Source organism: Streptomyces sp. NPDC054047 (assembly GCF_055585065.1).
In genome coordinates this window covers 181129-204785 of record NZ_JBVJKV010000005.1, presented here as the reverse complement: position 1 = coordinate 204785, position 23657 = coordinate 181129, and the positions used below count along the sequence as shown (strand labels likewise).

The 23657-nt window shown below is 70.9% G+C and carries 22 protein-coding genes; 10 read left to right on the top strand and 12 right to left on the bottom strand.

The window, feature by feature from the left end:
• Window positions 1–88: 88 nt before the first annotated feature.
• Window positions 89–1384, top strand: a complete 1296-nt coding sequence (locus ACZ6ZP_RS20655) for an ion channel protein (protein WP_469407798.1) — start codon at window positions 89–91, stop codon at window positions 1382–1384.
• Window positions 1385–1388: 4 nt separating this feature from the next.
• Here the strand turns inward: ACZ6ZP_RS20655 and ACZ6ZP_RS20650 are convergent, their stop codons facing one another.
• Together ACZ6ZP_RS20650 and ACZ6ZP_RS20645 are read right to left on the bottom strand one after the other, a co-directional pair.
• Window positions 1389–2018: a MarC family protein gene (locus ACZ6ZP_RS20650; protein WP_351167125.1), complete on the bottom strand. Its 630-nt coding sequence runs from the start codon at window positions 2016–2018 to the stop codon at window positions 1389–1391.
• Window positions 2019–2043: 25 nt separating this feature from the next.
• Window positions 2044–2955 carry a LysR family transcriptional regulator gene (locus ACZ6ZP_RS20645; protein WP_351167127.1) on the bottom strand — a complete coding sequence of 304 codons (912 nt, stop codon included), beginning with the start codon at window positions 2953–2955 and terminating at the stop codon, window positions 2044–2046.
• Window positions 2956–3123: 168 nt separating this feature from the next.
• Between ACZ6ZP_RS20645 and ACZ6ZP_RS20640 the strand changes: the two genes are divergently transcribed.
• On the top strand, window positions 3124–4434 hold the full coding sequence (locus ACZ6ZP_RS20640; RefSeq protein WP_469407796.1) for an SGNH/GDSL hydrolase family protein: 1311 nt from the start codon (window positions 3124–3126) through the stop codon (window positions 4432–4434).
• A gap of 170 nt (window positions 4435–4604) precedes the next feature.
• On the opposite strand, the gene ACZ6ZP_RS20635 is transcribed toward ACZ6ZP_RS20640, so the two are convergent.
• From ACZ6ZP_RS20635 to ACZ6ZP_RS20615, 5 genes are all read right to left on the bottom strand, one after another.
• Window positions 4605–6569, bottom strand: coding sequence for an FUSC family protein (locus tag ACZ6ZP_RS20635; protein ID WP_351167131.1), 1965 nt, complete (start codon window positions 6567–6569; stop codon window positions 4605–4607).
• A gap of 63 nt (window positions 6570–6632) precedes the next feature.
• Complete coding sequence (locus ACZ6ZP_RS20630; RefSeq protein ID WP_469407794.1) at window positions 6633–7664, bottom strand: endonuclease/exonuclease/phosphatase family protein; 1032 nt, start codon at window positions 7662–7664, stop codon at window positions 6633–6635.
• Between the two features lie 39 nt (window positions 7665–7703).
• A complete protein-coding gene (locus ACZ6ZP_RS20625) occupies window positions 7704–8606 on the bottom strand; it encodes a hypothetical protein (protein ID WP_469407793.1) in 903 nt (300 codons plus the stop codon).
• Between the two features lie 80 nt (window positions 8607–8686).
• Window positions 8687–9538, bottom strand: a complete 852-nt coding sequence (locus ACZ6ZP_RS20620) for an ABC transporter permease (protein WP_351167137.1) — start codon at window positions 9536–9538, stop codon at window positions 8687–8689.
• Complete coding sequence (locus tag ACZ6ZP_RS20615; protein WP_351167139.1) at window positions 9535–10533, bottom strand: ATP-binding cassette domain-containing protein; 999 nt, start codon at window positions 10531–10533, stop codon at window positions 9535–9537. Before ACZ6ZP_RS20615 ends, ACZ6ZP_RS20620 begins: the two co-directional genes overlap by 4 nt.
• A gap of 161 nt (window positions 10534–10694) precedes the next feature.
• Between ACZ6ZP_RS20615 and ACZ6ZP_RS20610 the strand changes: the two genes are divergently transcribed.
• A complete protein-coding gene (locus ACZ6ZP_RS20610) occupies window positions 10695–11135 on the top strand; it encodes an SH3 domain-containing protein (RefSeq protein WP_361466478.1) in 441 nt (146 codons plus the stop codon).
• Window positions 11136–11231: 96 nt separating this feature from the next.
• Entirely contained in the window at window positions 11232–11633 is a 402-nt protein-coding gene (locus ACZ6ZP_RS20605) for a hypothetical protein (protein ID WP_351167143.1), read from the top strand.
• A gap of 96 nt (window positions 11634–11729) precedes the next feature.
• Here ACZ6ZP_RS20605 and snpA read toward each other — a convergent pair whose 3' ends face one another.
• Complete coding sequence (gene snpA, locus ACZ6ZP_RS20600) at window positions 11730–12395, bottom strand: snapalysin (RefSeq protein ID WP_351167145.1); 666 nt, start codon at window positions 12393–12395, stop codon at window positions 11730–11732.
• Window positions 12396–12660: 265 nt separating this feature from the next.
• On the opposite strand from snpA, the gene ACZ6ZP_RS20595 reads away from it, so the two are divergent.
• Together ACZ6ZP_RS20595 and ACZ6ZP_RS20590 are read left to right on the top strand one after the other, a co-directional pair.
• On the top strand, window positions 12661–13599 hold the full coding sequence (locus tag ACZ6ZP_RS20595) for a LysR family transcriptional regulator (protein ID WP_351167147.1): 939 nt from the start codon (window positions 12661–12663) through the stop codon (window positions 13597–13599).
• A 222-nt stretch (window positions 13600–13821) separates the two neighbouring features.
• Entirely contained in the window at window positions 13822–15066 is a 1245-nt protein-coding gene (locus tag ACZ6ZP_RS20590) for a hypothetical protein (RefSeq protein WP_469407792.1), read from the top strand.
• A gap of 101 nt (window positions 15067–15167) precedes the next feature.
• Here the strand turns inward: ACZ6ZP_RS20590 and ACZ6ZP_RS20585 are convergent, their stop codons facing one another.
• Complete coding sequence (locus tag ACZ6ZP_RS20585; protein WP_351167151.1) at window positions 15168–17264, bottom strand: PhoX family protein; 2097 nt, start codon at window positions 17262–17264, stop codon at window positions 15168–15170.
• Window positions 17265–18463: 1199 nt separating this feature from the next.
• Here ACZ6ZP_RS20585 and ACZ6ZP_RS20580 point away from each other — a divergent pair.
• The 3 genes from ACZ6ZP_RS20580 (at window position 18464) to ACZ6ZP_RS20570 (ending at window position 21354) form a co-directional block, all read left to right on the top strand.
• Window positions 18464–19264, top strand: coding sequence for a VWA domain-containing protein (locus tag ACZ6ZP_RS20580; RefSeq protein ID WP_469407791.1), 801 nt, complete (start codon window positions 18464–18466; stop codon window positions 19262–19264).
• A 102-nt stretch (window positions 19265–19366) separates the two neighbouring features.
• Window positions 19367–21001, top strand: coding sequence for a methionine--tRNA ligase (gene metG, locus ACZ6ZP_RS20575; protein ID WP_351167155.1), 1635 nt, complete (start codon window positions 19367–19369; stop codon window positions 20999–21001).
• A 167-nt stretch (window positions 21002–21168) separates the two neighbouring features.
• Entirely contained in the window at window positions 21169–21354 is a 186-nt protein-coding gene (locus ACZ6ZP_RS20570; RefSeq protein WP_351167157.1) for a hypothetical protein, read from the top strand.
• 1 nt (window position 21355) lies between these two features.
• Here the strand turns inward: ACZ6ZP_RS20570 and ACZ6ZP_RS20565 are convergent, their stop codons facing one another.
• Entirely contained in the window at window positions 21356–22027 is a 672-nt protein-coding gene (locus tag ACZ6ZP_RS20565; RefSeq protein ID WP_469407789.1) for a TetR/AcrR family transcriptional regulator, read from the bottom strand.
• Between the two features lie 105 nt (window positions 22028–22132).
• Here ACZ6ZP_RS20565 and ACZ6ZP_RS20560 point away from each other — a divergent pair, with 105 nt between their 5' ends.
• Window positions 22133–23002, top strand: a complete 870-nt coding sequence (locus ACZ6ZP_RS20560; protein ID WP_351167161.1) for an NAD(P)-dependent oxidoreductase — start codon at window positions 22133–22135, stop codon at window positions 23000–23002.
• A 22-nt stretch (window positions 23003–23024) separates the two neighbouring features.
• Here the strand turns inward: ACZ6ZP_RS20560 and ACZ6ZP_RS20555 are convergent, their stop codons facing one another.
• Both ACZ6ZP_RS20555 and ACZ6ZP_RS20550 read right to left on the bottom strand, forming a co-directional pair.
• Window positions 23025–23195, bottom strand: a complete 171-nt coding sequence (locus ACZ6ZP_RS20555) for a hypothetical protein (protein ID WP_351167163.1) — start codon at window positions 23193–23195, stop codon at window positions 23025–23027.
• On the bottom strand, window positions 23192–23491 hold the full coding sequence (locus tag ACZ6ZP_RS20550) for a hypothetical protein (protein ID WP_351167165.1): 300 nt from the start codon (window positions 23489–23491) through the stop codon (window positions 23192–23194). The genes ACZ6ZP_RS20555 and ACZ6ZP_RS20550 overlap by 4 nt, the downstream gene beginning before the upstream one ends.
• Window positions 23492–23657 lie beyond the last annotated feature (166 nt).

Below are 23657 nucleotides of genomic sequence, written 5' to 3'. Positions count from 1 at the left end.
CACCGCCCACCGCCCCCTGACCGGAGAGGCAAGGGCAGAGGTAAGGGCAGAGGCAAGGCAGAGGCTGCCGAGGCCGACCGGAGGGTCCATGACACCGCAGGCCCGCGCCCTGCTCCCGCTCGTCCTGCCCGCGCTGCTCGTCGGCGTCGGGTCCAGCCTGGTCCTGCTGCTGCTCAGCGCTGTCGCCGAGCGGTTGCAGGACCTGCTGTGGGACACGTTGCCGGACGCGCTCGACGTGTCCGGGACGTCGGCGGGGTGGATCATCGCCGTACTGACCGTGGCGGGGCTCGTCGTCGGCCTGATCGTGTGGAAGGTCCCCGGGCACGCCGGGCCCGACCCCGCGACGCTCGGCCTGGTCGACCCGCCGCTGCCCGTCCGGGTGCTCCCCGGCATCGCGCTCGCGGTCGTCGTGGGCCTGGCGGGCGGCGTCAGCCTCGGCCCCGAGAACCCGATCACGGCGATCAACATCGCCCTCGCCTACGCACTCGGCATGAAGGCCATGCCCCGCACACCCGTCTTCGACTGGGTCGCCCTCGCGGCGGCGGGCACCATCGGCGCCCTCTTCGGTACGCCGGTCGCGGCGGCGCTCATCCTCTCCGAGACCCTCGCCGATCCCGGCCCCGATGGCGCCGACCGGCGTCCGCTGTGGGACCGGCTGTTCGCGCCGCTGGTCGCGGCGGGCGCGGGGGCGCTGACGACGGTGCTCATCGCGCACCCGACGTTCCAGATCGACGTCGAGGCGTACACGGGTCCGCACTGGGGCGACATCCTCTCCGCGATGGTCATCAGCACGGCGGCAGCGGCGATCGGCCTGTGCGCGGTGTACGCCTTCCCCTACCTCCACCGCGTCTTCCGCCAGCTCGGACACCCCGTACTGATGCTGACGGTGGGCGGTCTGGTGCTCGGCGCCCTGGGCGCGCTCGGCGGTCAGCTCACCCTCTTCAAGGGCCTGGAGGAGATGAAGGAGCTGACCACGCACGCCTCCGACCACGACGCGGGCAACCTCCTGCTGCTCGCCCTGGTCAAGCTGCTCGCGCTCTGTGTGGCAGCCACCTGCGGGTTCCGGGGCGGGCGGATCTTCCCCGCGGTCTTCGTCGGCGTGGCGCTCGGCATGCTCGCGCACGCGCTGGTGGACGCGGTGCCGCCCGCGCTTGCGATCACCTGCGCCATCCTCGGCATCCTGCTCGCGACGACGCGGCAGGGCTGGCTGAGCCTGTTCACGGCGGCGGTCGTGGTGATGGACCTGTCCCTGATCCCCGTCCTGTGCGTGGCGGCGCTGCCCGCCTGGCTGTTGGTGACGGGCCGCCCAGAGATGCTGATCAAGGAGGCGGAGGAGCCGCGGGCGGGCGAGCCGGGGGCGGACCAGCCGCAGACGGCGCGCTAGAGGCTCAGGTGCGGTCCAGGCCCGGCACGCCAAGGGCCGCGAGGCCGTCCAGGACGAGGTCGACGCCGACCGCCGCGAGGAGCAGCCCCAGGAGCCGGCTGAAGAGCTCGACCGTGGCGTGATGGGTGCCGCGCAGGACGCGCGCGAGCAGGACCACGCAGATCAGGTCCAGGGCGATCACGGTGACGTACGCGCCGACGACCGTGGAGCGCCAGGACCAGGTGTCGCGGGCCGCCGCCTCGATCAGCACGGCGGTCATGGCGAGCGGACTGACGATGTACGGCATGAGCAGTTCGCGTACGCCGCTGACGAGATCGGGAGCGTCCAGGTTCGCGCGGTCCGAGCCGAGGTGGACGCCGAGGACGAGCCCCACGGCGTAGATGAAGAAGATGACGCCGCCCGCGAGCTGGAGCGCGGGCGTGGAGATGTGGAAGAGCTCAAGCAGCCATGGTGCGGTGAACCCCGCGAGCAGGCCCACCACGACGGCGGCCCCGGACGAGACGAGGGCGATCATCCGCAGCTCGCGGACGGGATGGTTCTGCGCGAGGCCGCCGAAGGCGAGCAGCACCTTGGGCGGGCCGACGACGGAGAAGAAGGTGATGAAGGCGGCGGAGTAGGTCAGGGCAGCGGTCACGCACGGCATCCTGCCGCGCCGCGCCCTAGAACGCGGCGGGTCCGCCGTTCGCCGTCACCGTGTCGCGCACCGCGCGGACGAAGGCCTCCAGACGGGGCGTCCCCGCGGCGGCCGTACGCCAGATGAGGGCGACATCGGCGGACGGCACGTCGGTGAGGGGCACGAAGGTGATGTCGGGCCGCGAGTAGTACTTCTCCACGGACGCGACGACCGGCGACACCCCCTGCCCGGTGGCGACCAGCGTCATCAGCTCCTGGAACCCGGCGACGGACTGGCCGCGGCGGATGGGAAGGCCGCTGGGGGTGCGGGGCGGGATGTGGAAGTCCCACCAGTAGGCGGGCGCGCCGTTCACGGCCCCGAAGAAGGTCTCGCCCGCGAGCTCTTCGAGGGACACGCTGTCGCGCCCGGCCAGGCGGTGGCCAAGAGGCACGGCGAGCATGCGGGCTTCGTTGATGACGACGGGCCCGACGGTCAGGTCGGGCTCCTCGACGGGCAGGCAGGTGAACAGCGCGTCGGCGTCCCCGCTGCGGAGGGCGCCGAGCGGATCGCCGACCTGGGTCTCGCGCATCCGGATGTCGCAGCGGGGGCAGCGACCGCGGAACGTCTCCAGGATGGCGGAGGTGAGGGACCCGGCCCCCGACCCGAGGAAGGCGACCGTGAGTTCGCCGTCGACGCCGCGGGCCGTGTCCTTGGCGCGGGCGACGGCGGCTTCCATCCGCAGGTGCAGCGGCGCCAGGTCGTCGTACAGCTGACGCCCCAGCGGGGACATCTCCACCCTGCGGCTGGTGCGCTCGAAGAGCGGGCCGCCGATCTTGCGCTCCAGCTTCTTCACGGTCTGGCTGACGCGGGCCTGGGAGAGGAGGAGCCGTTCGGCGGTGCGGCCGAAGTGGAGTTCTTCGGCGAGGGTCAGAAAGGTCTCCAGCTCTTGCCGTTCCATGGTCGTCCGCCACCCCGTCGGTCTCTGACCTGCATCTATAAGCCTGAGCGTGCCAATCGTTTCACGGATCGCCGTTGATCGGGGGTGAGTGAGGGCGGATCTTGGAGGAGTCAGGTTCACGGAGGCCTCCGGTCCTCCTCCCACCACCCCAACTCCTCGGAGATTCCCATGCTTTCGCGTACTCGCACCTCTGCCGTCGCTGTCGCTGCCGCGCTCGCTCTGACGGTGACGGCCGGTCTCGCCGTGACGGGGGCTCAGGCGGCCGGCTCGAAGTCGTCAGGCTCTAAGTCCTCCGGTCCCGCCTGGACCGCCGCCTGGGCGGCGTCGCCGCAGCGGGCCAGCGTGGGGTTCAAGCCCAACTGGTCGGAGGACGGTTTCTCCGGCCAGACCCTGCGCCAGGTCGTGCGCGTCACCGAGGGCGGTGACAGGGCCCGTATCCGGCTCTCCAACGCGTACGGGACGTCGCCGCTGCACATCGCCGGGGCGACCATCGCGCGTACGAAGAAGGGGGCGGCGGTCGAGGAGGGATCGGTGCGGCGGCTCACGTTCGGGGGGAGGGGGTCGGTGGAGATCCCGGCGCACGGGCAGTTGTCGAGTGATGAGGCGGGCCTGAACCTGAAGCGGTTCGAGTCGGTGACGGTGACGCTGCATCTCGCGCGGACGACGGGGCCCGTGACGTTCCACGCGCAGTCGTTCGCGACGAGCTACCGGGCGGAGGGGGATCGGCTCGGGGATGCGGGGGCGGCGGCCTTCGACGAGTCGACGGAGTCCTGGTACCTCCTGTCGGGGGTGGATGTCAGAGGCGGCCGTGAGGGTGGTGGCGGTGAGCGTGCCGCCCGCCGTGACAGCGGCATCGTCCTCTTCGGCGACTCCATCACCGACGGCTTCGCCTCCTCCACGGACCTCAACCGCCGCTGGTCCGACGCCCTCGCGGAGCGGCTCGCCAAGGCGGGGAAGCCGCGGCCGGTGCTGAACGCCGGTATCGGCGGCAATCTCGTCCTCAACGACTCGGCCTGGTACGGGGAGCGGGGCACGGCCCGGTTCGGGCGGGACGCGTTGGACCTGCCGGGGGTGGGGACGGTGGTGGTCCTGGAGGGCCTGAACGACATCGGTTTCAGCGAGAGCGATACGCCTACCTACAAGCCCGCGCCGAAGGTGAGCGCGGAGGAACTGATCGCGGGGCACCGGAAGTTGATCCGGGCCGCGCGCGAGAAGGGGGTGCGGGTGGTGGGGGCCACGTTGCTGCCGCTGGGGGGTTCCGATCACTACGGGGAGCGGGCGGCGAAGGTCAGTGACGAGTTCAACGAGTGGGTGCGGACGTCGGGGGAGTACGACGCGTACGTGGACTTCGACCGGGCCCTGGCGGACCCCGAGGACGGGGAGCGGATCGCCCCTGAGTACGACAGTGGGGATCATCTGCACCCGAACGATGCGGGGTATCGGGCGATGGCTCGGGCGGTGGACCTGGCGGATCTTTAGTCCCCGACCCCGCCCCTTCCCACAAACCCGCTCGGCGCGGGGGCCTTGGGCGCCGCAATCACCGGCTCCGCCGAGTTCGTCCTCAAACGCCGGACGGGCTGGAAGATTCCGGCCGGGCTGGATACTCCAGCCCGGCCATCTCTTCGGGGTCTGGGGGCGGAGCCCCCAGCTCAGCTTCGTGGCGAGGCGATTGCTCTCGCCGCCACCACCTCCTGGCGCAAGGGTTCCAGGACGCTCTCCTGGGGGCCCGTGAACGTCGCCGGGACCTCCTCCAGGGTTTCCGAGTCCCTCAAGCCCTCTGCCAGCTCGCGGAGTTGGCGGGCCACCTCGCCCACCTCCGTCAGGCTCGGTTCGCCCGCCCCGTGGCGTATCCGCACCCGCGCCGCCGTCGTCGCGTCCACGATGCGTTCCACCGCGATCACCAGGGGCCACCAGGCCGCCGCCCTCGCCCCCATCGGGGGCGGTTCCGTCAGGGCGCGCTGGAACTCCGTGCGGATGACGGAGAGGTCGCGGTACAGGCCCCGCCGCATCCGCGCCCTCTCCGCCGCGCCCACCGCCGTGCCGAACGCACTCTCGACGTACGACGCCGTGTCCCCCACCGCGTCCGCCAGCCGGTCGCCGATCCGCGTGTGCCAGCTCTCCGGCCACAGCAAGTAGCCCGCCACCAGCGCGATCGCGCAGCCGATCAGGCTGTCCACCAGGCGGGGCACCACGAGACCGAAGCCCTGGTGGTTCAGGACGTCCGACAGGAGCAGGATGACCGGGGTGATCGCGGCCGTCTGGTAGCCGTAGCCCCTCGGGGTGAGGGCCGGGATCAGGGATGCCAGCGCCAGCATCACCGGTACGTCCCACCAGCCCCTCGGCACCTGCGAGAGGACCGCTGCCGCCACCACCAGGCCCGCCGCCGTCCCCAGAGCCCGCAGCACCGCCCGTGAGAACACCGAGCCGAAGTCCGGCTTCAGGACGAACGTGACCGTCAGCGCCACCCAGTACGAGCGCGGCACCTCGATCAGCGACACCAGGGACTGCGCGATGCCGATGCAGAGCGCCAGGCGCAGGCCGTAGCGCCAGGACGCGCTCGACAGGATCACGTTGCGGGCCGCTCTGCGGGCCCGGACCCGCAGCGCCGCCGGGCGGCCCAGGCGGTCGTCCACGTTCACGATGCCGTGCGGGTCGGGGTCGTTGAGGAGTTCCGTCACGTGCCGTAGCGCGTGGGCCACCGCGTCCGCCGAAGGGTCCGGGGGAGGCGGGAGGAGGGGGTCGCGGATCGGGGCCGGGGCGCGGCCCGCCACCGTTTCCGCCAGGCGCCGCACCTCCGCCGGGAACTCCGGCGGCATCGGGACCCCGCACTGGTGCGCGGCGGGCGCGGCCTCGACGACCGGCGTGATCGCGTTCAACTGGGCGATCAGGCGCACCAGATCGGGGTTGCGGCCGTGCGCGCGGGTGCGGCGGGCGAGGACGAGGTCGTACGACTGGTTCAGGGACGCGGTGACGGCCGTGCGCGCCTCGTCGTACCGCTCGGTGCCCGCCGCTTCGAGCAGCGCCGCCACGCTGCGGTAGGTCGCCGCGACGGCGGCCCGTTCCGGGATGCCCGACCGCAGGGGCCAGGCGAGAAGACCGAGGGTGAGGACCAGGAGGCCGCCGCCCGTCATCAGGACGGGAGCCAGCCACCATTCCCCCGGCATCGGAAGGCCCGCCCCCACCACCGAGTTGAGCAGCAGGAGCAGGCCCGACACGGACGCCACCGCGCCGATCGTCGACATCATCCCGGACACGAGCGCGACCAGCGTGACCACACCGACCGCGACCCAGCCGTGCCCGAAGACGAGCGAGCCGACGGTGACGCCGATCGCCCCGAAGAGCTGCGGGATCGCGATGTTGAAGATCCGCATGCGGTACGCGTCGGCCGTGTCGCCGATGACTCCGGAGAGGGCGCCCATCGAGGCGAGCGCGCCGTACGCGGGCTGCCCCGCCGCGAGGCCGATGAGGAGCGGCAGCGTCATGCCGATGGACGCGCGCGCCACGGCGGCCCAAGGGATCGGCGCCGACTGCGGCTTGAGCGTCCTGACCAGCCAGGGAGGTGGGGCGAGGGCGCTCAGAGGGCCCGGTGGTGCAGGTGACTCACGGCGGCGCATGCGGCCATTATGTCCGTCCCCATTGCCACTCCTGGTGTCGTTGTGCCCGCCCTGACCTGCGTTCTAGCGGCTCGGCCTGTGCAGCGTCAGGTCCACCACCAGGGCCCGGTGGTCCGTGTCGCCGATCTCCAGGAAGCGGGCGTCACGGGCCGAGAAGTCCGGGGTGGCGAGGACGTGGTCGATCTGCGTGCCCAGCGGCGGGATCAGGCCGGCGGGCCAGCTGGGGGTGCGTGCGGAGCCGGCCAGGCGGGCCGCGTCGCGTACGCCGCCGGTGTCGAGGATGTCGCGGAAGGCCGCGTGGTCCTGGGTGGCGTTGAAGTCGCCCGCGATGATGGTGGAGCGGTTGCCGTGCCTGCCCTCGGCGGCGTAGTCGCGGAGTTCGGCGAGTTCGGTGCGCCAGGTGCCGAGCTGCTTGGGCAGCGGGGGCATGGGGTGGGCCAGCTGGACGCGGACCTGGTGGCCGTCCTTCAGCTCGGCGACGGCGCCGGGCATGCCCAGCGTGCCCGCGAGGCCGCTCGCCCTCTTCAGCGGCAGCTTGCTGACGATCACCGAGCCTTCGGCGCCGCCCGCCTCGCTCGCGGAGCGGTAGGGGTAGTCGGCGCGGGGGAGTTCGTCGCGCAGGGTGTCCGAGCAGATGTAGTCGCACTCCGGGACGAAGAGGAGGTCGGGTTTCTCCTTGCGGACCGCCTTGACCAGGCCCTGGGTTCCCTGGCCGAACTCCACGTTCGACGCCATGACGCGGACGTCGGCGACCGCCGGTCCCTTCGGGTCGTCGGCCTTGCCGTACGGCTCCAGGAACCAGGCCACGCCGCCGAGCGCGAGGACGCCCCAGACGAGGCCGACGCGCCAGCGGGCGAGTGCCGCGAGCAGGAGTCCGGCGATGGTCGGGGCGAGGAGGAGCGGGAGGAACGCGAGGAGCTGCGGTACGGGGGTGACGCCGTCGGAGTCGGCGACGCGGAAGCCCAGGAGGGTGCTCACGCCGGCCAGGAGGAGGGCCGCCAGCCAGGCGGAGGGGCGTTGCCGGGGGCGCCTCTTCGCCTGCGGCTCGGGCCAGTCCTCCTGGGGTGCCGTCCTCGCTGCCGTTGCGCTGTCCAAGGCCGGCCTCTCCGTCTGGGGTCCTGCGCGAATCCTCCCCTAGAGACGGCGAGGGGCGGAGGAGGGTTGCATTTCGCCGGGGCCGGACCCGCCACTGCCACTGCCCGGCGGAGCCGGTGATCCGCGGCGCCGCAGCAGCCACGCGGCGAGCGCGACCGCGAGACCCACGCCCAGAATCACCCACGCCGCCACGCTCAGCGACGACGTCAGCGCGTCGTAGACCGCGCCTGCCGCCGCCCTCGACACGTCCTTCGGGAGGTCGTCCAGGGTCAGGCCCCGGCCCACGACGACCGCCGCCGCGAGGACCGCCCCCGCGAGGGCCGCGCCCAGAGCCGTGCGGACGACCGCTCGGCGGCGGTGCACCGCCAGGAGGATGCCTGCCACGGCCAGCACGACCGCCGCGCACGGGAGCCAGAGGCCCGCCACCTGGAGCATGTGGAATCCCTTCCCGAAGGGGCCGAGGTCCGACGACTCCATGAGCGTCACCTCGGTGTGCCTGACGGGGATGTTGTCCGCGAACGGCACGCCGTCGTCCGTCAGTTGCCTCTTGACCTGCTCGGTGATCGGCGCGAGGTCGATGGTGACGGCGCCGCCGTCCGACCGGTCGCTCAGCGCGTCCTGCACCGCGTCGTGCGCGGCACGGTTCGCCGCGTTCCAGGCCGCCTTGAACGCCTTCGTCTCGGTGAAGGACTTCACCGCGTCCCGTACGAACGATTCGACGGTGCCCTGCAGCGGGCCCACGTCGATCTCCTTCATCACCGAGTCGGTGACCGCACCGGACACCGCGTCCCGCACGTCGGGGTCGGAGGCGAGCGGTGCCATCGTGGCGACGTACTGGTCGGCGTCCTCGATCTCGTACTTCGCCCAGGTGGAGAGGGCGCCGAGCGGCACGAGGAGGACGGCGATGACCAGCAGGGCGGCGGACAGCGGGCGTCTGAGCACGTCCCCCACGCAAAGCCCCGGTCACGCGGGGCGCGACCGGGGCGACTGCATATGGCTGCATATGGGGCGGGTGAGTCCTCCTACTTGCGGTTGTAGAGCCGCATCGTCACCGGGCCGAAGACCGCCACGAGCAGCACCGCCCAGCCCAGCGACCACATCAGCGACGAGCCCGGCGACGTGCCCGCCATCAGGTCGCGGACCGCGGAGGCGACATGGGTGACCGGGTTGTTGTTCACGAAGGCCTGGAGCCAGCCCGGCATCGTCTCGGGCTTCACGAAGATGTCGCTGAGGAACGTCAGCGGGAAGAGCACCATCATGCTGACGCCCATCACCGACTTCTCGGTGCGCAGCAGCAGACCGAACATCGTCCACACCCACGAGAAGGCGAACGAGAAGACCAGGAGCAGGAGCACTCCGGCGAGGACGCCGAGGGCGCCGCCGTCCGGGCGGAAGCCGATGATCATGCCGACGGCCAGCATGACGACGGAGGCGATGAGGTAGCGCAGGGCGTCGCCCAGGAGGTAGCCGACCATCACCGCGGGGCGCCAGATCGGCAGCGTACGGAAGCGGTCGAAGACGCCCTTCTCGATGTCGACGTTGACCGAGACTCCCGTGTACATCGTGATCATGACGACGGACATCACAAGGATGCCCGGCAGCAGGTACTGGATGTACTCGCTCGGCGATCCGGCGAGCGCGCCCCCGAAGAGGTACGTGTACATCAGCACCATCATGATCGGGAACGCCGTCACGTCGAAGAGCTGCTCCGGGACGTGCTTGATCTTGAGCATGGCCCGCCAGCCGAAGGTGAGCGACGCGGAGATCGCGCTGGGGCGCTGCGGCCGTTCACCGGCGATGAGCAGTTCGGCCAGGGACTCGGTGCTTACGGGCGCCAGGTCCTGGGCCTCGGATGTGGTGGTCGCGGTGCTCATGCCTCTGCCTCTTTCTCCGCCATGTCCGTCGCGTGATGGGGGGTGCCCGTCAGGGCCAGGAACACCTCGTCCAGGCTGGGCTGGCCGAGGGAGAAGTTGTCCACGGTGATCCCGGCGCGGGCCAGTTCGGCCAGGGCGCGCGAGGCCTTCTCGGCGGCGCCCGTGCCGTTCGCCTCGCCGTTGCCGACGCAGGCGGTGAGGGCGACCGGGTCGGGCTCCAGCTGGACCTCCGCGCCGACCGCGATCCGCAGCACGTCGGCGGCCTGGGCCCGCTGGTCCGCGTCCCGCAGCCGTACGTGCACGGAGCCCGCGCCGACCGACGCCTTCAGCTCGCCCTTGGTGCCCTCGGCGATGACCCTGCCGTCGTCGATGACGGCGATGCGGGACGCGAGGTGGTCGGCCTCGTCCAGATACTGCGTGGTCAGCAGGACCGTCGTGCCGTGCGCGACGACCGCGCGGACGATGTCCCAGACCTGGTTGCGGCTGCGCGGGTCGAGCCCCGTGGTCGGCTCGTCGAGGAAGAGCAGGTCGGGGGTGTTGAGGATGGACGCCGCGATGTCGATGCGGCGGCGCATGCCTCCGGAGTAGTTCTTGACCTGACGGCCGGCCGCGTCGCTCAGGCCGAAGGCCTCCAGGAGCTGTCCCGCCCTGCTGTACGCCGCCTTCTTGCCGTGGCCGGTGAGGCGGGCCAGGAGCACCAGGTTCTCGGTGCCCGTCAGGTCCTCGTCGACCGACGCGTACTGCCCGGTGAGGCTGACCCTGCTGCGTACGGCGTCGGCCTCGCGCACGACGTCGTGGCCGAAGACGTGGGCGTCGCCGCCGTCCGGGCGCAGCAGGGTGGCGAGCATCTTCACGGTGGTGGTCTTGCCGGCGCCGTTCGGGCCGAGCAGGCCGTAGACCGTGCCGGACGGGATGGTGAGGTCCACGCCGTCGACGGCACGGTTGTCGCCGAAGGTCTTCACCAGGCCCGCGGTCTCGATGGCCACGCTGTTCATGTCGTACGCCCTCTCCACTTCAGTGGTCGTCCGTTACGAGGGCAGACCGTCGCGGAGGCGCAAACTCATCGTCCGGTGGAGCCTTGGTCCGAACGGGTGTTTGCTGGAGGTGGGAGAAGAGGGGCGGGATGGGGAAACCGGGGGGTAAGAGGAGGTCGATCATGCGGACCACTCCGGCCCTGAGAACCACTCCGGCCGCTCTGGCAACTCTCGCCACCGCGTTCCTGACCGCGGGCGCGCTGTCCCTCGGAGGTGCTGCACCAGCATCCGCCGCGGCGCCACCCGCGCACAACCGCAATATTGTCTGGGGGACGATCGTGGCCCCCGTCGACCTGAAGATCCGCGACATGCCGTCCACCGGCGCCTCGATCGTCGCGAAGCTGCCCGCGGAGAGCCAGGACCGCGTCGAGTGCGTGACGCACGGTTCGAGCGTCTACGGCAACACGTCCTGGTACTGGCTGGGCGGGGTGCAGGGCTGGGCGAGCGCCGAGTACGTCGACGTCGGCGGACAGCACGTGCCGAGCTGCGCATCCGCGGACCCGTGCCAGGAGTACAAGCCGTGCTGGGACACGTGCGATGGCGGCTACAACCGCTACCACTGATGCCGCCGAGTTGCCGGGCGGCGCGGGCGGGTGTGCCCTGGATGTGGGGCGGCGCGCGGCGCCGGCCCGGGGGCGAACGGGTCTGGAGGAACCGTCATGGCTCATGCGGCACCCACCTCAACGGCACCCCGCGTGCTCGGCGGCTCCGCCGTCAGCAGGATCGCGACGGCAGCCGTACTGCTCGGCATCGTCTACGGCATCTGGGTGGCGGGCATCGCGCGCGACGCGGGGCCCATCACCACCGGCAACGTCCTGCTGGGCGTCGTGGCCGGGGTCGTCATCGCCGCGGTCTTCATGGGGCTGCGCAGGGCGGCGCCCGGACTGCCGCGCGAACTGCGAGCGGCGGCGTGGGCGGGCTTCGCGGGCATCGCGTTCGGCTATCTGTACAGCCTGACCGACGCGACGGTCCTGCGGTCCACGGGCATGGCCCTCGCCGTCACGGCCGGGGTGTTCGCGGTGATGTTCTACCGCTACTACACGAGCGAGAAGGACGCGTAGGCCGAGCAGGCCGAGCAGGTCTCCGGCTCCTGAACGCCGCTGTGCCCGTCGGCGTCGAGCGCGCCGACGGGCACAGCGGTGAGGTCCGGCCGGGACTCAGCCGACCTTCTCCATTCTGTCCAGCTTGTCCAGCGCCTTCGCGAGACCGTTGGCCCACAGCTGGTTCACCTGGGCTCGCTCGTTCGCGTCCGGCTGCGCGTTGGTGCACGAAGTGCCCGGTCCGCCGCCCGACATCAGCTCGCTGCACGGGCCTTCGTAGTGGTCGGGAAGGCCCAGGACGTGACCCGTCTCGTGCGCCGTCACACGCGTCGAGTCGTACTGCTGGTTCTGCGCGTAGTCCAGGAAGATGTACCCGCTGCCGTGGCCGTCCGTGCTGGCGTACGAGCCACGCGGGTCGTTCCCCTCGCGGTACTCGAAGCTCGCACCGCCACTCCCCTCCTGGAGCTTCACATTGGACACCGCGCTGTTCCAGATGGAGGTACTGCTGGCTATCTGCTGCGCGAAGGTCGGGGCACCGGAGGCGTCGTACACCACCGTGACCTGCTTCGCGCCCGGGTTGGCCGCGCGCTTCTCGGCGACCGACTTCAGGACGGCCTCGAAGAACGCCTTGTTGGCGGCGGCTTCCTCGCCGGAGCCCGCGTAGTTGGCGTACGCGGAGCCGGCGGACGGCGCGGTGGGGGTCGCGGCCGTCGCGGATGAGGTGCCGAGACCAGCGGCAGCAAGGCCGATGACGGCCGCGACCGACAGGTAACGCTTGTTCATGTGGGGGGCTCCCTACTCGTTCTGTGAAAGGTGAACGGTTCGGTACCGGGAGTCTCAGGGAGCCGGGGGCGTCCGGGGATGATGGCAAGTGGCGATAGTGCCGGGCTATCGCCTGCCGTCCCCCGAGCTTCCCCCGAGCTTCCGCCGATCTTCCGTCGGCCGTTCGGTGACCCTTCGGCCATCTCCGCCCGGTGCCCAACTCGGCCGGTTCCCGTGGGGTTTGTGAGTCTGGTGCGGCGACGCCCGCCGCTCTACGCTCACAGCCATGGAGCTCGAGGTGAGGCACCTCCGCGCGCTGTGCGCCATCGCCGACACCGGCAGCCTGCACAAGGCCGCGCGCCAACTCGGCATGAGCCAGCCCTCGTTGACGACGCAGCTGCGCCGCATCGAGCTGGAGATCGGCGGCCAGCTCTTCCACCGCGAACGCACCGGCTGCCGCCCGACGCCGCTCGGCCGCGTCGCCCTCAGCCGCGCCCGCCCCCTCGTCAGCGAGATGCGGGCGCTGATCAACGAGACCAAGGCGGCGGCCGCCCGCACCTCCGATGTGCCGCAGCTGCGCATCGGCTCCACGGCGAGCCGTGCCATACCGGGCTGGCTGCGGAGGCTGCGGCTGCGCCTGCCCGGCACCGAGACCTCGCTCCAGATGGACGTCTCCGCCAACGCGCTGCTGCGCATGGTCGCGGGCGGGCAGCTCGACGTGGCCTTCGTGCACGAGGTGGAGGGGAGCCCGCTGCGGATGCCGGAGGGTCTTCGGCGGCGCGTACTGGTCGAGCGCGAGCCGCAGTTCGTCTTCCTGTCGGCCGACCACCCGGCCGCCGCGCAGCCCGTCGTCCACCTCACCGATCTGGCCGCCGACCGGTGGATGGTGGACCCGACGGTGGACGGCGAGTGGGACGGACTGCTTCGAGTGCTGCGCGCGGCCGGGCTCAACCCCCGTGTCCTGCACGGCGACTACCTCACCGCGTCCTCCCTCGTCGCCACCGGCGAGGTCGTCACCGTCTGCCAGCCGACCTCGCGCGCGAGACCCGACATGGCGGTCCGGCCGCTGCACGGCGACCCGCTCGGCGTGCGGCTGCTCGTGGCGGCGCGTACGGAGGGGGAGCTCGACGCGGTGTACGGGGAGCTGGAGGCCGCGTACTGGGAGGCGGCGCGGCAGGCGCCCGCTTACGGGGAGTGGCTCGCGGGGCGGGCGACGGCGGCGTGACCCAGGGCCGCGTGACCTAGGTCCCCACCAACCGGTGACCTTTGGCCTCACCACCCCTGACCTGCACTTTTGCCCGCTTTACGGTTCCGCGTCAGCGTATGCGGCCGGTTGTTACGTTCTCTACGGATGACGCACACACGGCGCCCGTAGCTTCATGTCTGTCGCCGCCGCAAAGAGGCACAAAGACGGACAGTTCGACCGACCAGCCACGAGGGATCCGCTATGCGCGCCACCCGCCGTACCTTCCGCACCGCCGCCATCGCCACCGGAGCGATCGCCGCTCTCGCCGTCCCGACGACGGCGGCCCTCGCCGCCGAAGCCCCGTCGAACCCGCAGGGCCAGGTCACCGCCCCCGACGACCAGCCCGGCACCTCGGATCAGGGCCAGGACCAGACGGGCCAGGACCAGACCGGCCAGGATCAGACGGGTCAGGACAAGTCCAAGGACACGGACAAGGGGACGGACGACACGGAGACGCCGAAGCCCGGCAGCTGGGAGTCGAAGGGCACCACGGACCTCGGCAAGGGCTGGTCCGCGAAGGTTGACGTGAACGCCTCCGCCCGCACCGCCAGGGCCACCATCTCCCTCGACGGCGCCGCCAAGGGCTCGCTCACCGCGTACGAGAAGTCCGCGAGCACCACCATCGACGGCAGCACCTTCACCCTGACGCCCGACGGCACGGTCACCGCCAAGCTCGTGGACAAGGACAAGGACAAGGAGAAAGACAAGGACAAGCCCGTCCCCGGCGGCTGGGTCTCCAAGGGCACCACCGACCTCGGCAAGGGCTGGTCCGCGAAGGTCGACGTGAACGCCTCCGCCCGCACCGCCAAGGCCGCCATCTCGCACGACGGCGCCGCCAAGGGCTCCCTGGAGGCGTACGTCAAGCCGGCGAGCACCAAGATCGACGGCAGCACCTTCACGCTCTCCGCCGACGGCACCATCACCAGGACGGGCGCCAAGCCGGCCCCGCCGAAGCCGGAGCCCAAGCCGACGCCCGACCACAAGCGCACCCTGGTCCACCAGTACGCGGACCTCGGCGGCACCGGCTTCGACGCGAAGGTCTACAGGACCAAGGCCGGGTACGAGGCGGACATGATCGCCAAGGCTCCCGACACCGGCAAGAAGGTCGTCTGGGACACGATCAAGCAGTCCGGCAGCAAGCCCGCGTACGGCCGGCACAACGGCGCGCATTTCGTGCTCGACCCGGACGGCACCATGAAGGGCTGGACCGAGGGCAAGAAGACGCGGCCCCAGCCGAAGCCGGACACGCAGACGCACACCCAGACGCACACGCAGCCGAAGAACGGCACTTCCCAGGCCGTGCCGAAGGGCGGCGTCAAGGCGGGCGCCGACGGCATGTCCCCCGCGGGCGAGAGCACCCCGCTGATCGCGGCCGGCGGCGGCATGGCGGCGCTCGGCGCGGCGGGTCTCGGCTTCGCGCTCTACCGCCGCAAGCAGAACAACTGACCTCACGGAGGCGGAAGTAACGACGCGTGGGGCGCCCCCTCCCCCGGGGGTGCCCCACGCGTCGTACCGCTTACGTATCTACCGCTCTACCGCTCTACCGCTCAGACGCCGATGTCGCAGCCGTCCTTGCGCCACACGGACACGACCGACGGACGGACGATCTTGCCGGGGCCGTCGGGCCACACGCTCGCGGGCTTCTCGACGGACGCGCCGTCGATCTCGCCCGGGTGCTGCACGGAGACGATCACGCGGCGGTCCTGGACCAGCGGGCCGCAGGTCTCCGCGCCCTTCGGCATGGTCAGGAACTGCTTGAGCTCACCGCGCCGGTCGCCCTTGGTCGCGACGCCGAACAGGCCGTCGTGCGAGCCCAGTTGATTGCCGTCCGTCGAGATCCACAGGTTGCCGTGCGGGTCGAAGGCGACGTTGTCCGGGCAGGAGATCGGGCTGACCTTGTCCTTCGGGAAGCCCGCGAAGTACGTGGCCGGGTCCTCGGGGTCGCCCGCGACGAGGAAGAGCGACCAGGCGAAGGTCGTCGACTCCGGGCGATTGCGGCGCTCGGTCAGCTCCAGGATCTGCCCGTGCTTGTTGAGGTTGCGCGGGTTGGCCTCGTCGGCACCGGCCTTGCCCGCCTTGCCGCGGTCGGAGTTGTTCGTCAGCGCGACGTAGACCTTGCCGGTGTGCGGGGACGGCTCGATGTCCTCGGGGCGGTCCATCTTCGTGGCGCCGACCTTGTCACCGGCCTGGCGCGTGAAGACATACACCTCTTCGGCACTCATGCCGTCGACGTGCGAGACGGCGTGGCCCTTGGGGCCCGCGGTGGCGAGCGGAATCCAGACGCCGCTGCCGTCGAACTCGCCGTCGGCGGGGAGCTTGCCGGTGCCGTCGATCTCGGCGGCCGGGGAGTCGCCGGTCAGCTTGGCGACGTAGAGGGTGCCCTCGTCGAGCAGCGTGAGGTTGTGCTGGTGCGCGGCGCGGGAGCTGCCCTTGGCGACGCGCTTGCTGCTGACGAACTTGTAGAAGTAGTCGAACTTCTCGTCGTCGCCCATGTAGACCACCGGGCGGCCGTCGTGCGTGAGGCGCGGCTGCGCGGCCTCGTGCTTGAAGCGGCCGAGCGCGGTGCGCTTGCGCGGGGTGGATTCGGGGTCGTACGGGTCGAGTTCGACGACCCAGCCGAAGCGGTTGGCCTCGTTGGGCTCCTTGGCGAGGTCGAAGCGGTCGTCGAACCGCTCCCACTTGCGCTCGGACGCGGCGCCGATGACGCCGTAGCGCTTGAGGCGCGCGGCGGCGGTGGGCTCGGTGACCTTCTCCGCGTTGGCGAAGTACTGGTTGAAGTTCTCCTCGCCGTGCAGGGTCGTGCCCCACGGGGTGGTGCCGCCGGCGCAGTTGTTGAGGGTGCCGAGGACGGTGGTGCCGCGCGGGTCGGCCTTCGTACGGACGTACGCGCTGCCCGCGGCGGGGCCGGTGAGCCGGAACTCGCTGGTGGCGGTGAGGCGGCGGTTGAGCTGGTGGCGGCTGACGGCGGTCAGCTTGCCGCTCCTGCGCTCGTCCTCGACGACCACGACGGAGAGGCCGTGGGCGGCCCAGGCGATCTCGACCTGCTCGCGGGTGGGGTTGGCGGCGTCGTATCCCTTGAACATCAGGATCTCGTCGGTGTACTCGTGATTGGCCACGAGGACCTGGCGCCCGCGCTCGCGGTGCAGCGGCAGGAGGCTCAGGAAGTCGTTGTTGTAGCCGAACTGGCCCGCCTGCGCCTTCGCGGTCTGCTTGTCCGGGTCGAAGGCGGGGGCGCCGCGGAGGATGGGCTCGCCCCAGCGGATGACGACGTTCTGGGCGTAGCCGTCCGGGATCGTGACGGCGTCGGTGGTGTTGGGCGCGACGGGCGTGAAGCGGAGACCGCGCGCCCCCTTTTTGCTCTTGTGCGACGAGGGTTTCCCGGCCGCGGCGGCGGCTTGTGCCTCCGGGGCGGCGGGACCCGCGACGACGGCACCGCCCGCGGCGGTCGCCACGGTCACGACCGCGGCGGCGCGCATCATGGAGCGGCGGCTGAGCGCTCCGGCTATGACGTCACCGACGTATTCGTTGTCGCTGGTGTTGGGCACCTCGTGGAAGCAGGCATCACCACAACGGAACCGGCAGGTCATGGCGGAACGGCCGCCGCTCCCCTGGTGCGAGGTGATGATCGGCAGCAGCTTGCGCACGGTTCCTCCGGTGTGTGGGCGTGTGCCACGTGTGCCCGGCGTGCGCCTGGCGTGTGTCCGGGCGTCTGTCCTGGCGTGGCTTGATACCGCCGTGACGCTAGGCGCGGAGGTCGGCAGGGCGACGGCCTGAGGGTGAACGGGAGGTGAACCGGGGGCGCACATAGGGCAGTTGAGGTGCGGTTGTCGTGCGTGTGCGCGGTAAGGGTGACGGTGGAGGGGCGGTGGGACGACCCTCACGAAGATCGCGTATTGCGGCGGCTAACCTTACGTGTCCGCCCTGGCCAGGGGTTATCGGGAATCAACTCACGCGAAGGGGTGCACCCATGGGCATTCTGAGTGTCCTGCGGAACGCGTTCGGACTGTCGTCACGTAAGGGGAACCAGGAGCGGGCTCCGGAGCCTGAGGCAGTGACCTCGGAGGCTTCGGAGGCCCCGGAGGCCCCTGCGGCTGCCGCCCCCTCCTCCGCGTCGGTGCCGGCGCCATCCTCCGAGCGGTCGCCTGCGGCGGCGGAACCGAAGGCAACGGTGCCGTCGCCCAGCAGCGAGCCTTCGCCTTCGGCGGTGGACGATCTCGTCGCCGCGGCGTTCGACCGCGACCGGGTGACGGTGCCTTCTCCGTCCCCGGAGCCGACGCCTGCGGCGCTTGAAGCGGAGCCTGCGGTTCCTGAGCCGGAGGCTGTGGCCGATGAGCCGAAGCCGGCGGTTCCGGAGGCGGAGACTGTTGCCCCGGAGCCGGAGCCGGAGGCTGTCGCCCCGGAGCCGGAGCCGGAACCGGAGGCTGTCGCCCCGGAGCCGGAACCGGAGGCTGTGGCTGACGCTGCTGCATCGGAACCGTCAGTTGTGCCCACCCGTCCCGCCCAGCGGGACGAATGCCCACAACAGGAGGCCCCCGCAGAGCCCACCCCGGCAGCAGAGGCCGAGCCGCAGCAGGAAGCCCCGGACGACACCCCGGTAGCCGTCGCCCCCACCGCAGTGGAACCCACCGCGACCATCCCCACCCCTGAGGCAGAACCGGCGGAGGAGCCCGCCGCTGCCGCCCCCGAAGCGGAGCCGGTGGAAGAGCCCGCTGTTGACGCTGCTGCTGTGGGCAATCGTCCCGCTGGGCGATTGGGGTCTCCCCTGCTCGAGCGGAGCCGAGAGCTTGGGGAAGGGCGGGCACAGCCCTCGACGCCGGGGGCCGATGAAGCGGCGCAAGTACACGTGACCCCGGCGGAGCCCGAAGCCGCCGTTGCCGAGGAAGAGGCGCAGACCACCACGCCCCCGGCGGAGCCCGAAGCCGCCGTTGCCGAGGTGGAGGCGGACGTCACAGCCGCCGCGGAGCCCGAAGCTTCGGTGGAGCCGGGCGGCCCGGCGGAGCCCGAAGCCGCAGGGGAGCTGCCCCCCGGCCTCGCCACCGCGCACAAGGCAGCCGCCGAGGCCCTGCGCAAGAGGGACCTCGCCGGGGTCCGCGCCCCCGTGTACCTCGTACTCGACCGGTCCGGGTCCATGCGCTCGTACTACAAGGACGGCTCCGCCCAGAGCCTGGGCGAGCAGGTCCTCGCCCTGGCCGCCCACACGGACCCCGCAGCCACCGTTCACGTCGTCTTCTTCTCCACCGACATCGACGGCACCGGCACCCTCACGCTCCCCCGGCACGAGGGCCGTATCGACGAGCTGCACGCGGCAGCGGGCCGCATGGGCCGCACCAGCTACCACCGCGCGATCGAAGAGGTCGTGAGCCACTACGAGAAGTCGGAGCACAAGGGCGGCCCCGCCCTCGTCGTCTTCCAGACGGACGGCCCCCCGGACGCGAAGGGCCCCGCCAACCAGGCCCTCGCGGACGCGGCCAAGCACCCCCTCTTCTTCCAGTTCGTCGCGTTCGGCGAGCACGAGGCGAAGGGCTTCGACTACCTCCGCAAGCTGAAGGCCGACAACGCCGCCTTCTTCCACGCGGGCCCCACCCCCCGCGAGCTCACGGACGCGGAGCTGTACGACGGCCTGCTGGCGGCCTGGCGCCCGTAACCCCAAGGGGTGGGCCCTTCGGGGTCCACCCCGGGTCCACCCCGGGTCCACCCCCTGGAATCGAGGTGAATCGCCCGCTCCGGGGCCGTTAGGATTTCGACCATGGCGGCCACTGGATCCGAGAAGCAGGGGACGAGCGAAGGCGCAAAGGCGTTCTACGTATCGACCCCCATTTACTACGTCAACGACGCTCCTCACCTGGGCCACGCCTACACGACCGTTGCAGGGGACGTGCTCACGCGCTGGCACCGTCAGCGCGGCGAGAAGGTGTGGTACCTCACCGGCACGGACGAGCACGGTCAGAAGATCATGCGCACTGCCGAGGCGAACGACGTCACGCCACAGGAGTGGTGCGACAAGCTCGTGGACGAGGCCTGGCGGCCTCTCTGGGAGCACCTGAACATCGCGAACGACGACTTCATCCGCACGACGGAGAAGCGTCACACGGACCGCGTGCAGGAGTTCGTCCAGGATCTCTTCGACAAGGGCGAGATCTACAAGGGCGGCTACGAAGGCCCGTACTGCGTGGGCTGCGAGGAGTACAAGCTCCCCGGCGACCTGATCGACGGCGAGGCCGGCGGCGAGTTCGAGGGGCAGAAGCTCTGCCCCATCCACAAGAAGCCGGTGGAGCTCCTCAAGGAGGAGAACTACTTCTTCAAGCTGAGCGAGTACGGCCCCAAGCTCCTTGAGCACTACGCGGCGAACCCGGGCTTCATCCAGCCCGAGTCGGCGCGCAACGAAGTCGTGAACTTCGTCAAGCAGGGCCTTCAGGACCTGTCGATCTCGCGCTCGACGTTCGACTGGGGCGTCAAGGTCCCGTGGGACGACAAGCACGTCATCTACGTCTGGATCGACGCCCTCCTCAACTACGCGACGGCCGTCGGGTACGGCGCGGACGAGGAAAAGTTCAGGACAACCTTCCCCGCCGACGTGCACCTCGTCGGCAAGGACATCCTGCGCTTCCACGCGGTCATCTGGCCCGCGATGCTGATGGCGCAGGGCCTGCCGCTGCCGGGCCGCATCGCGGCGAACGGCTGGCTGATGGTCGGCGGCGAGAAGATGTCGAAGTCGAACCTGACGGGCATCAAGCCGCAGGACCTCACCTCGCACTTCGGCGTGGACGCGTACCGCTGGTACTTCCTTCGCGCCATCGCGTTCGGCCAGGACGGCTCGTTCTCGTGGGAGGACTTCACCGCCCGCTACACGAGCGAGCTGGCGAACGACTACGGAAACCTCGCGTCGCGCCTGGCCGCCATGGTCGGCAAGTACTTCGGCGGCGCGCTGCCCGAGGCGACCGCGTCCGGCCCGGCGGAGCAGGCCGTGCGGGAGGGCCTGGCCAAGGCGGTCGCGACGGCCGACCTGAAGATCGGCGAGGAGGTCGACTTCCAGGCCGGCATCCTGGCGATCTTCGCCTTCGTCAAGCAGGTCAACGGCTACATCACGGAGCAGGAGCCGTGGAAGGTGGCCAAGGACGAGTCCCCGGAGGGCCAGGCCCGCCTGGCGACGATCCTCTACACGGCGGCGGACTCGCTGCGCGCGGTGGCCGTCCTGCTGAACTCGATCATGCCGGAGACCTCGCAGAAGCTGTGGGACTCGCTCGGCGCCGAGGCCTCGCTGGGCGCGCTCGCCGACCAGAAGGTCCAGGACGCGGGTACGTGGGGTCAGCTGCCGGTGGGTGCGACGGTGACGAAGGGCGCGGTGCTGTTCCCGCGCCTGGAGGAGACGAAGCAGGCGTAACCGGTCGGTCCGACCGTCCCGAACTGACCTGAAAGGGCTCGCGATTGAACTCGCGGGCCCTTTCTTCTTGCCCAACTTGGCTGATTCATGCGGTTGAAATAGCGATACCGATCACATTCGACCAGAACTCACGCCGTCTTCACAACTTCGTACGTACGCTTCACTGTATGACCACGACTCCCGACACCCCCGACCGGCCGCGCTCAGCGGCCGAGGTGAACGAGGAGATACGTGCGCTCTGGCTGCGGACAGGCGGGTATCTCCGACCCGAGCAACACAAGGAGTACGAACGCCTCGTCGCGGAATGGGCCGAGGCGACGGCCGTGTCGGCGACGCACACGCCGGCCGCCTGAGCTACCGCCCGGCGGCGGTCGATTCCGCCTCGTACGACGATTCCGCCTCGTACGACGATTCCGCCCCGTACGACCCCACGAGCCGCGCCAGCTGACGTCCCACCGCCCGTAGCGGCTCCTCGCTGCGGTTGACCTGGGCGGTCACCTCGGCCCCCTCGATGGCGCTGATCACCGTGGTCGCCAGCTCCCGCGCGTCCCGCGCGGCGAAGCCGGAGCCGAGCAGCTTCTCCTCGACGAGCCGCTCCCAGCTCGCCAGCGCGACCGCGCACACCCGCTGGATCTCCGAGTCCGTGCCCAGCGTCTCCAGGGCCGCGGCGGTGACGGGGCAGCCGTCGATCCAGCCCGACTCCCGCAGCCCCACGGCCAGTTCCGCCGTGCAGGCCTCGATCGCGGCGCCGGGGTCGTCGACCGTGGTCAGCGCCTGGCGCAGCAGCACGGCGAACTCCTCGCCGCTGTGCGTGATCGCGGCCACGGCAACGGCCTCTTTGCCGCCGGGGAAGAAGTGGTAGACGGAGCCGAGCGTGGCCTGCGCGTCCTTCGCGATCTGCTTGATGCCGGTGCCGACGTATCCCTGGCGCTGCAGCAGGCGTGCGGCGGCGACGACGATGCGGTCGCGGGTGCCGACGGGGGCGGCGGAGTCGGCGGTGGAGGTCGGGGCGGGGGTCTGGGCCATGGCGCCACTCTACCTCCGTCACTAATTAGAGCGTTCGTTCCAGAGTCGTGCTACGTTCTCCCCGTGCTCTAGATAGAGCGATCGTTCTAGTCCGGGAGAAGCCACATGAACGCCACCCCTGTCACCCTCATCGGCCTCGGCCCCATGGGCCACGCGATGGCCACCGCCCTGCTCGACAAGGGCCACCAGGTCACCCTCTGGAACCGCACCGCGTCCCGGGCGGACGCGCTGGTGGAGCGCGGCGCGATCCTGGCCGCCACCCCCGAGGAGGCCGTCGCCGCCAACGAGTTGGTGATCCTGAGCCTCACGGACTACGACGCGATGTACGCCGTGCTCGAACCGGCCGCGTCCGCGCTCGCCGGCCGCGTGCTCGTCAACCTCAGCTCGGACACCCCCAAGAAGGCCCGCGAGGCGGCGGCCTGGGCCGCCGGGCACGGCGCCGCGCACCTCACCGGCGGGGTGCTCGCGCCGCCGCACGGCATCGGGAAGCCGGAGTTCTCGACGTTCTACAGCGGCCCGCGCGCGGCGTACGACAAGCACCGCGCGACCCTTGAGGTCCTGACCGGGCAGACGGACTACCGGGGCGAGGACGCGGGCCTCGCGGCGCTGATGTACCAGCTCAACATGGTCATCTTCTGGACGAGCGTCTCCAGCTACTGGTACGCGGTCGCCCTCGCGAAGGCCAACGGCCTGACGGCGACGGACATCCTGCCGTACGCCTCGGAGAACATGACCGGGATGCCGGAGTTCCTGTCCTTCTACGCGGCGCGCATCGACGCGGGCAACCACGAGGGCGACGTGGACCGCCTGGCCATGGGCCTGGCCAGCATGCAGCACGTCGTGGACACCCACAGGGACTCGGGCGTGGACGCCGCACTGCCGTCGGCGGTGGCGGACCTGTTCCGCCGCGGCATGGACGCGGGCCACGCGGCGGACAGCTTCTCCAGCATCGTGGGGCTGCTGGGGAACCGCTGATCAAGCCGGCACCACCGGCGGGCTAGCGGGCCGTGTCCGCCGGGTACGGGTGCCACGATCGCGTCTCCACCGTGAACCCCAGCGGGTCGGGCAGGGCGATGGGCTGACCGAAGATGCCCTTGTCCGTCTCGACGTAGCACCGGCCGTCGAGCCGCAGGAGATGCCACGTGGCGTCGTTCGGGTCGACGATCAAGTAGACGGGGATGCCGATCCGGCATAGCGCTCGCGCTTGTCCTCCGCGGGGCGGTCGTCGCCACGGATGATGACGGCGTCCGCACGGGGGCGGTAGTCGTCCGCCACCAGCAGACCGCGTTCCGACCACGCCTCGAACGGCTCGGGGGTGTGCCGCACGAGGCTGCGGCCGGGCAGGTCGTGGATGTGGCCAGGATTCGCCGGCATGACGAGTTCGCCGTCGAGCAGCTCAACACGCAGGCCGTCGGGCACCTCTAGTTCGTGCCACATGTCGATCAGCGCGTCGCTCTTCGCCATGAGGGCCTCCGCCGCATCACATCCGTACGGCCAGCATAGACAGCACGCGAACCGGACGGGCACGAGCCGGACCCGAGGCTCCGGACTTTGACATGCAGGTAAATACCTGCATGATGGAGGGGTGAGTACGAGCAAGAGTCCTAGCCCCGGGGCAGGCAGCGCGGTG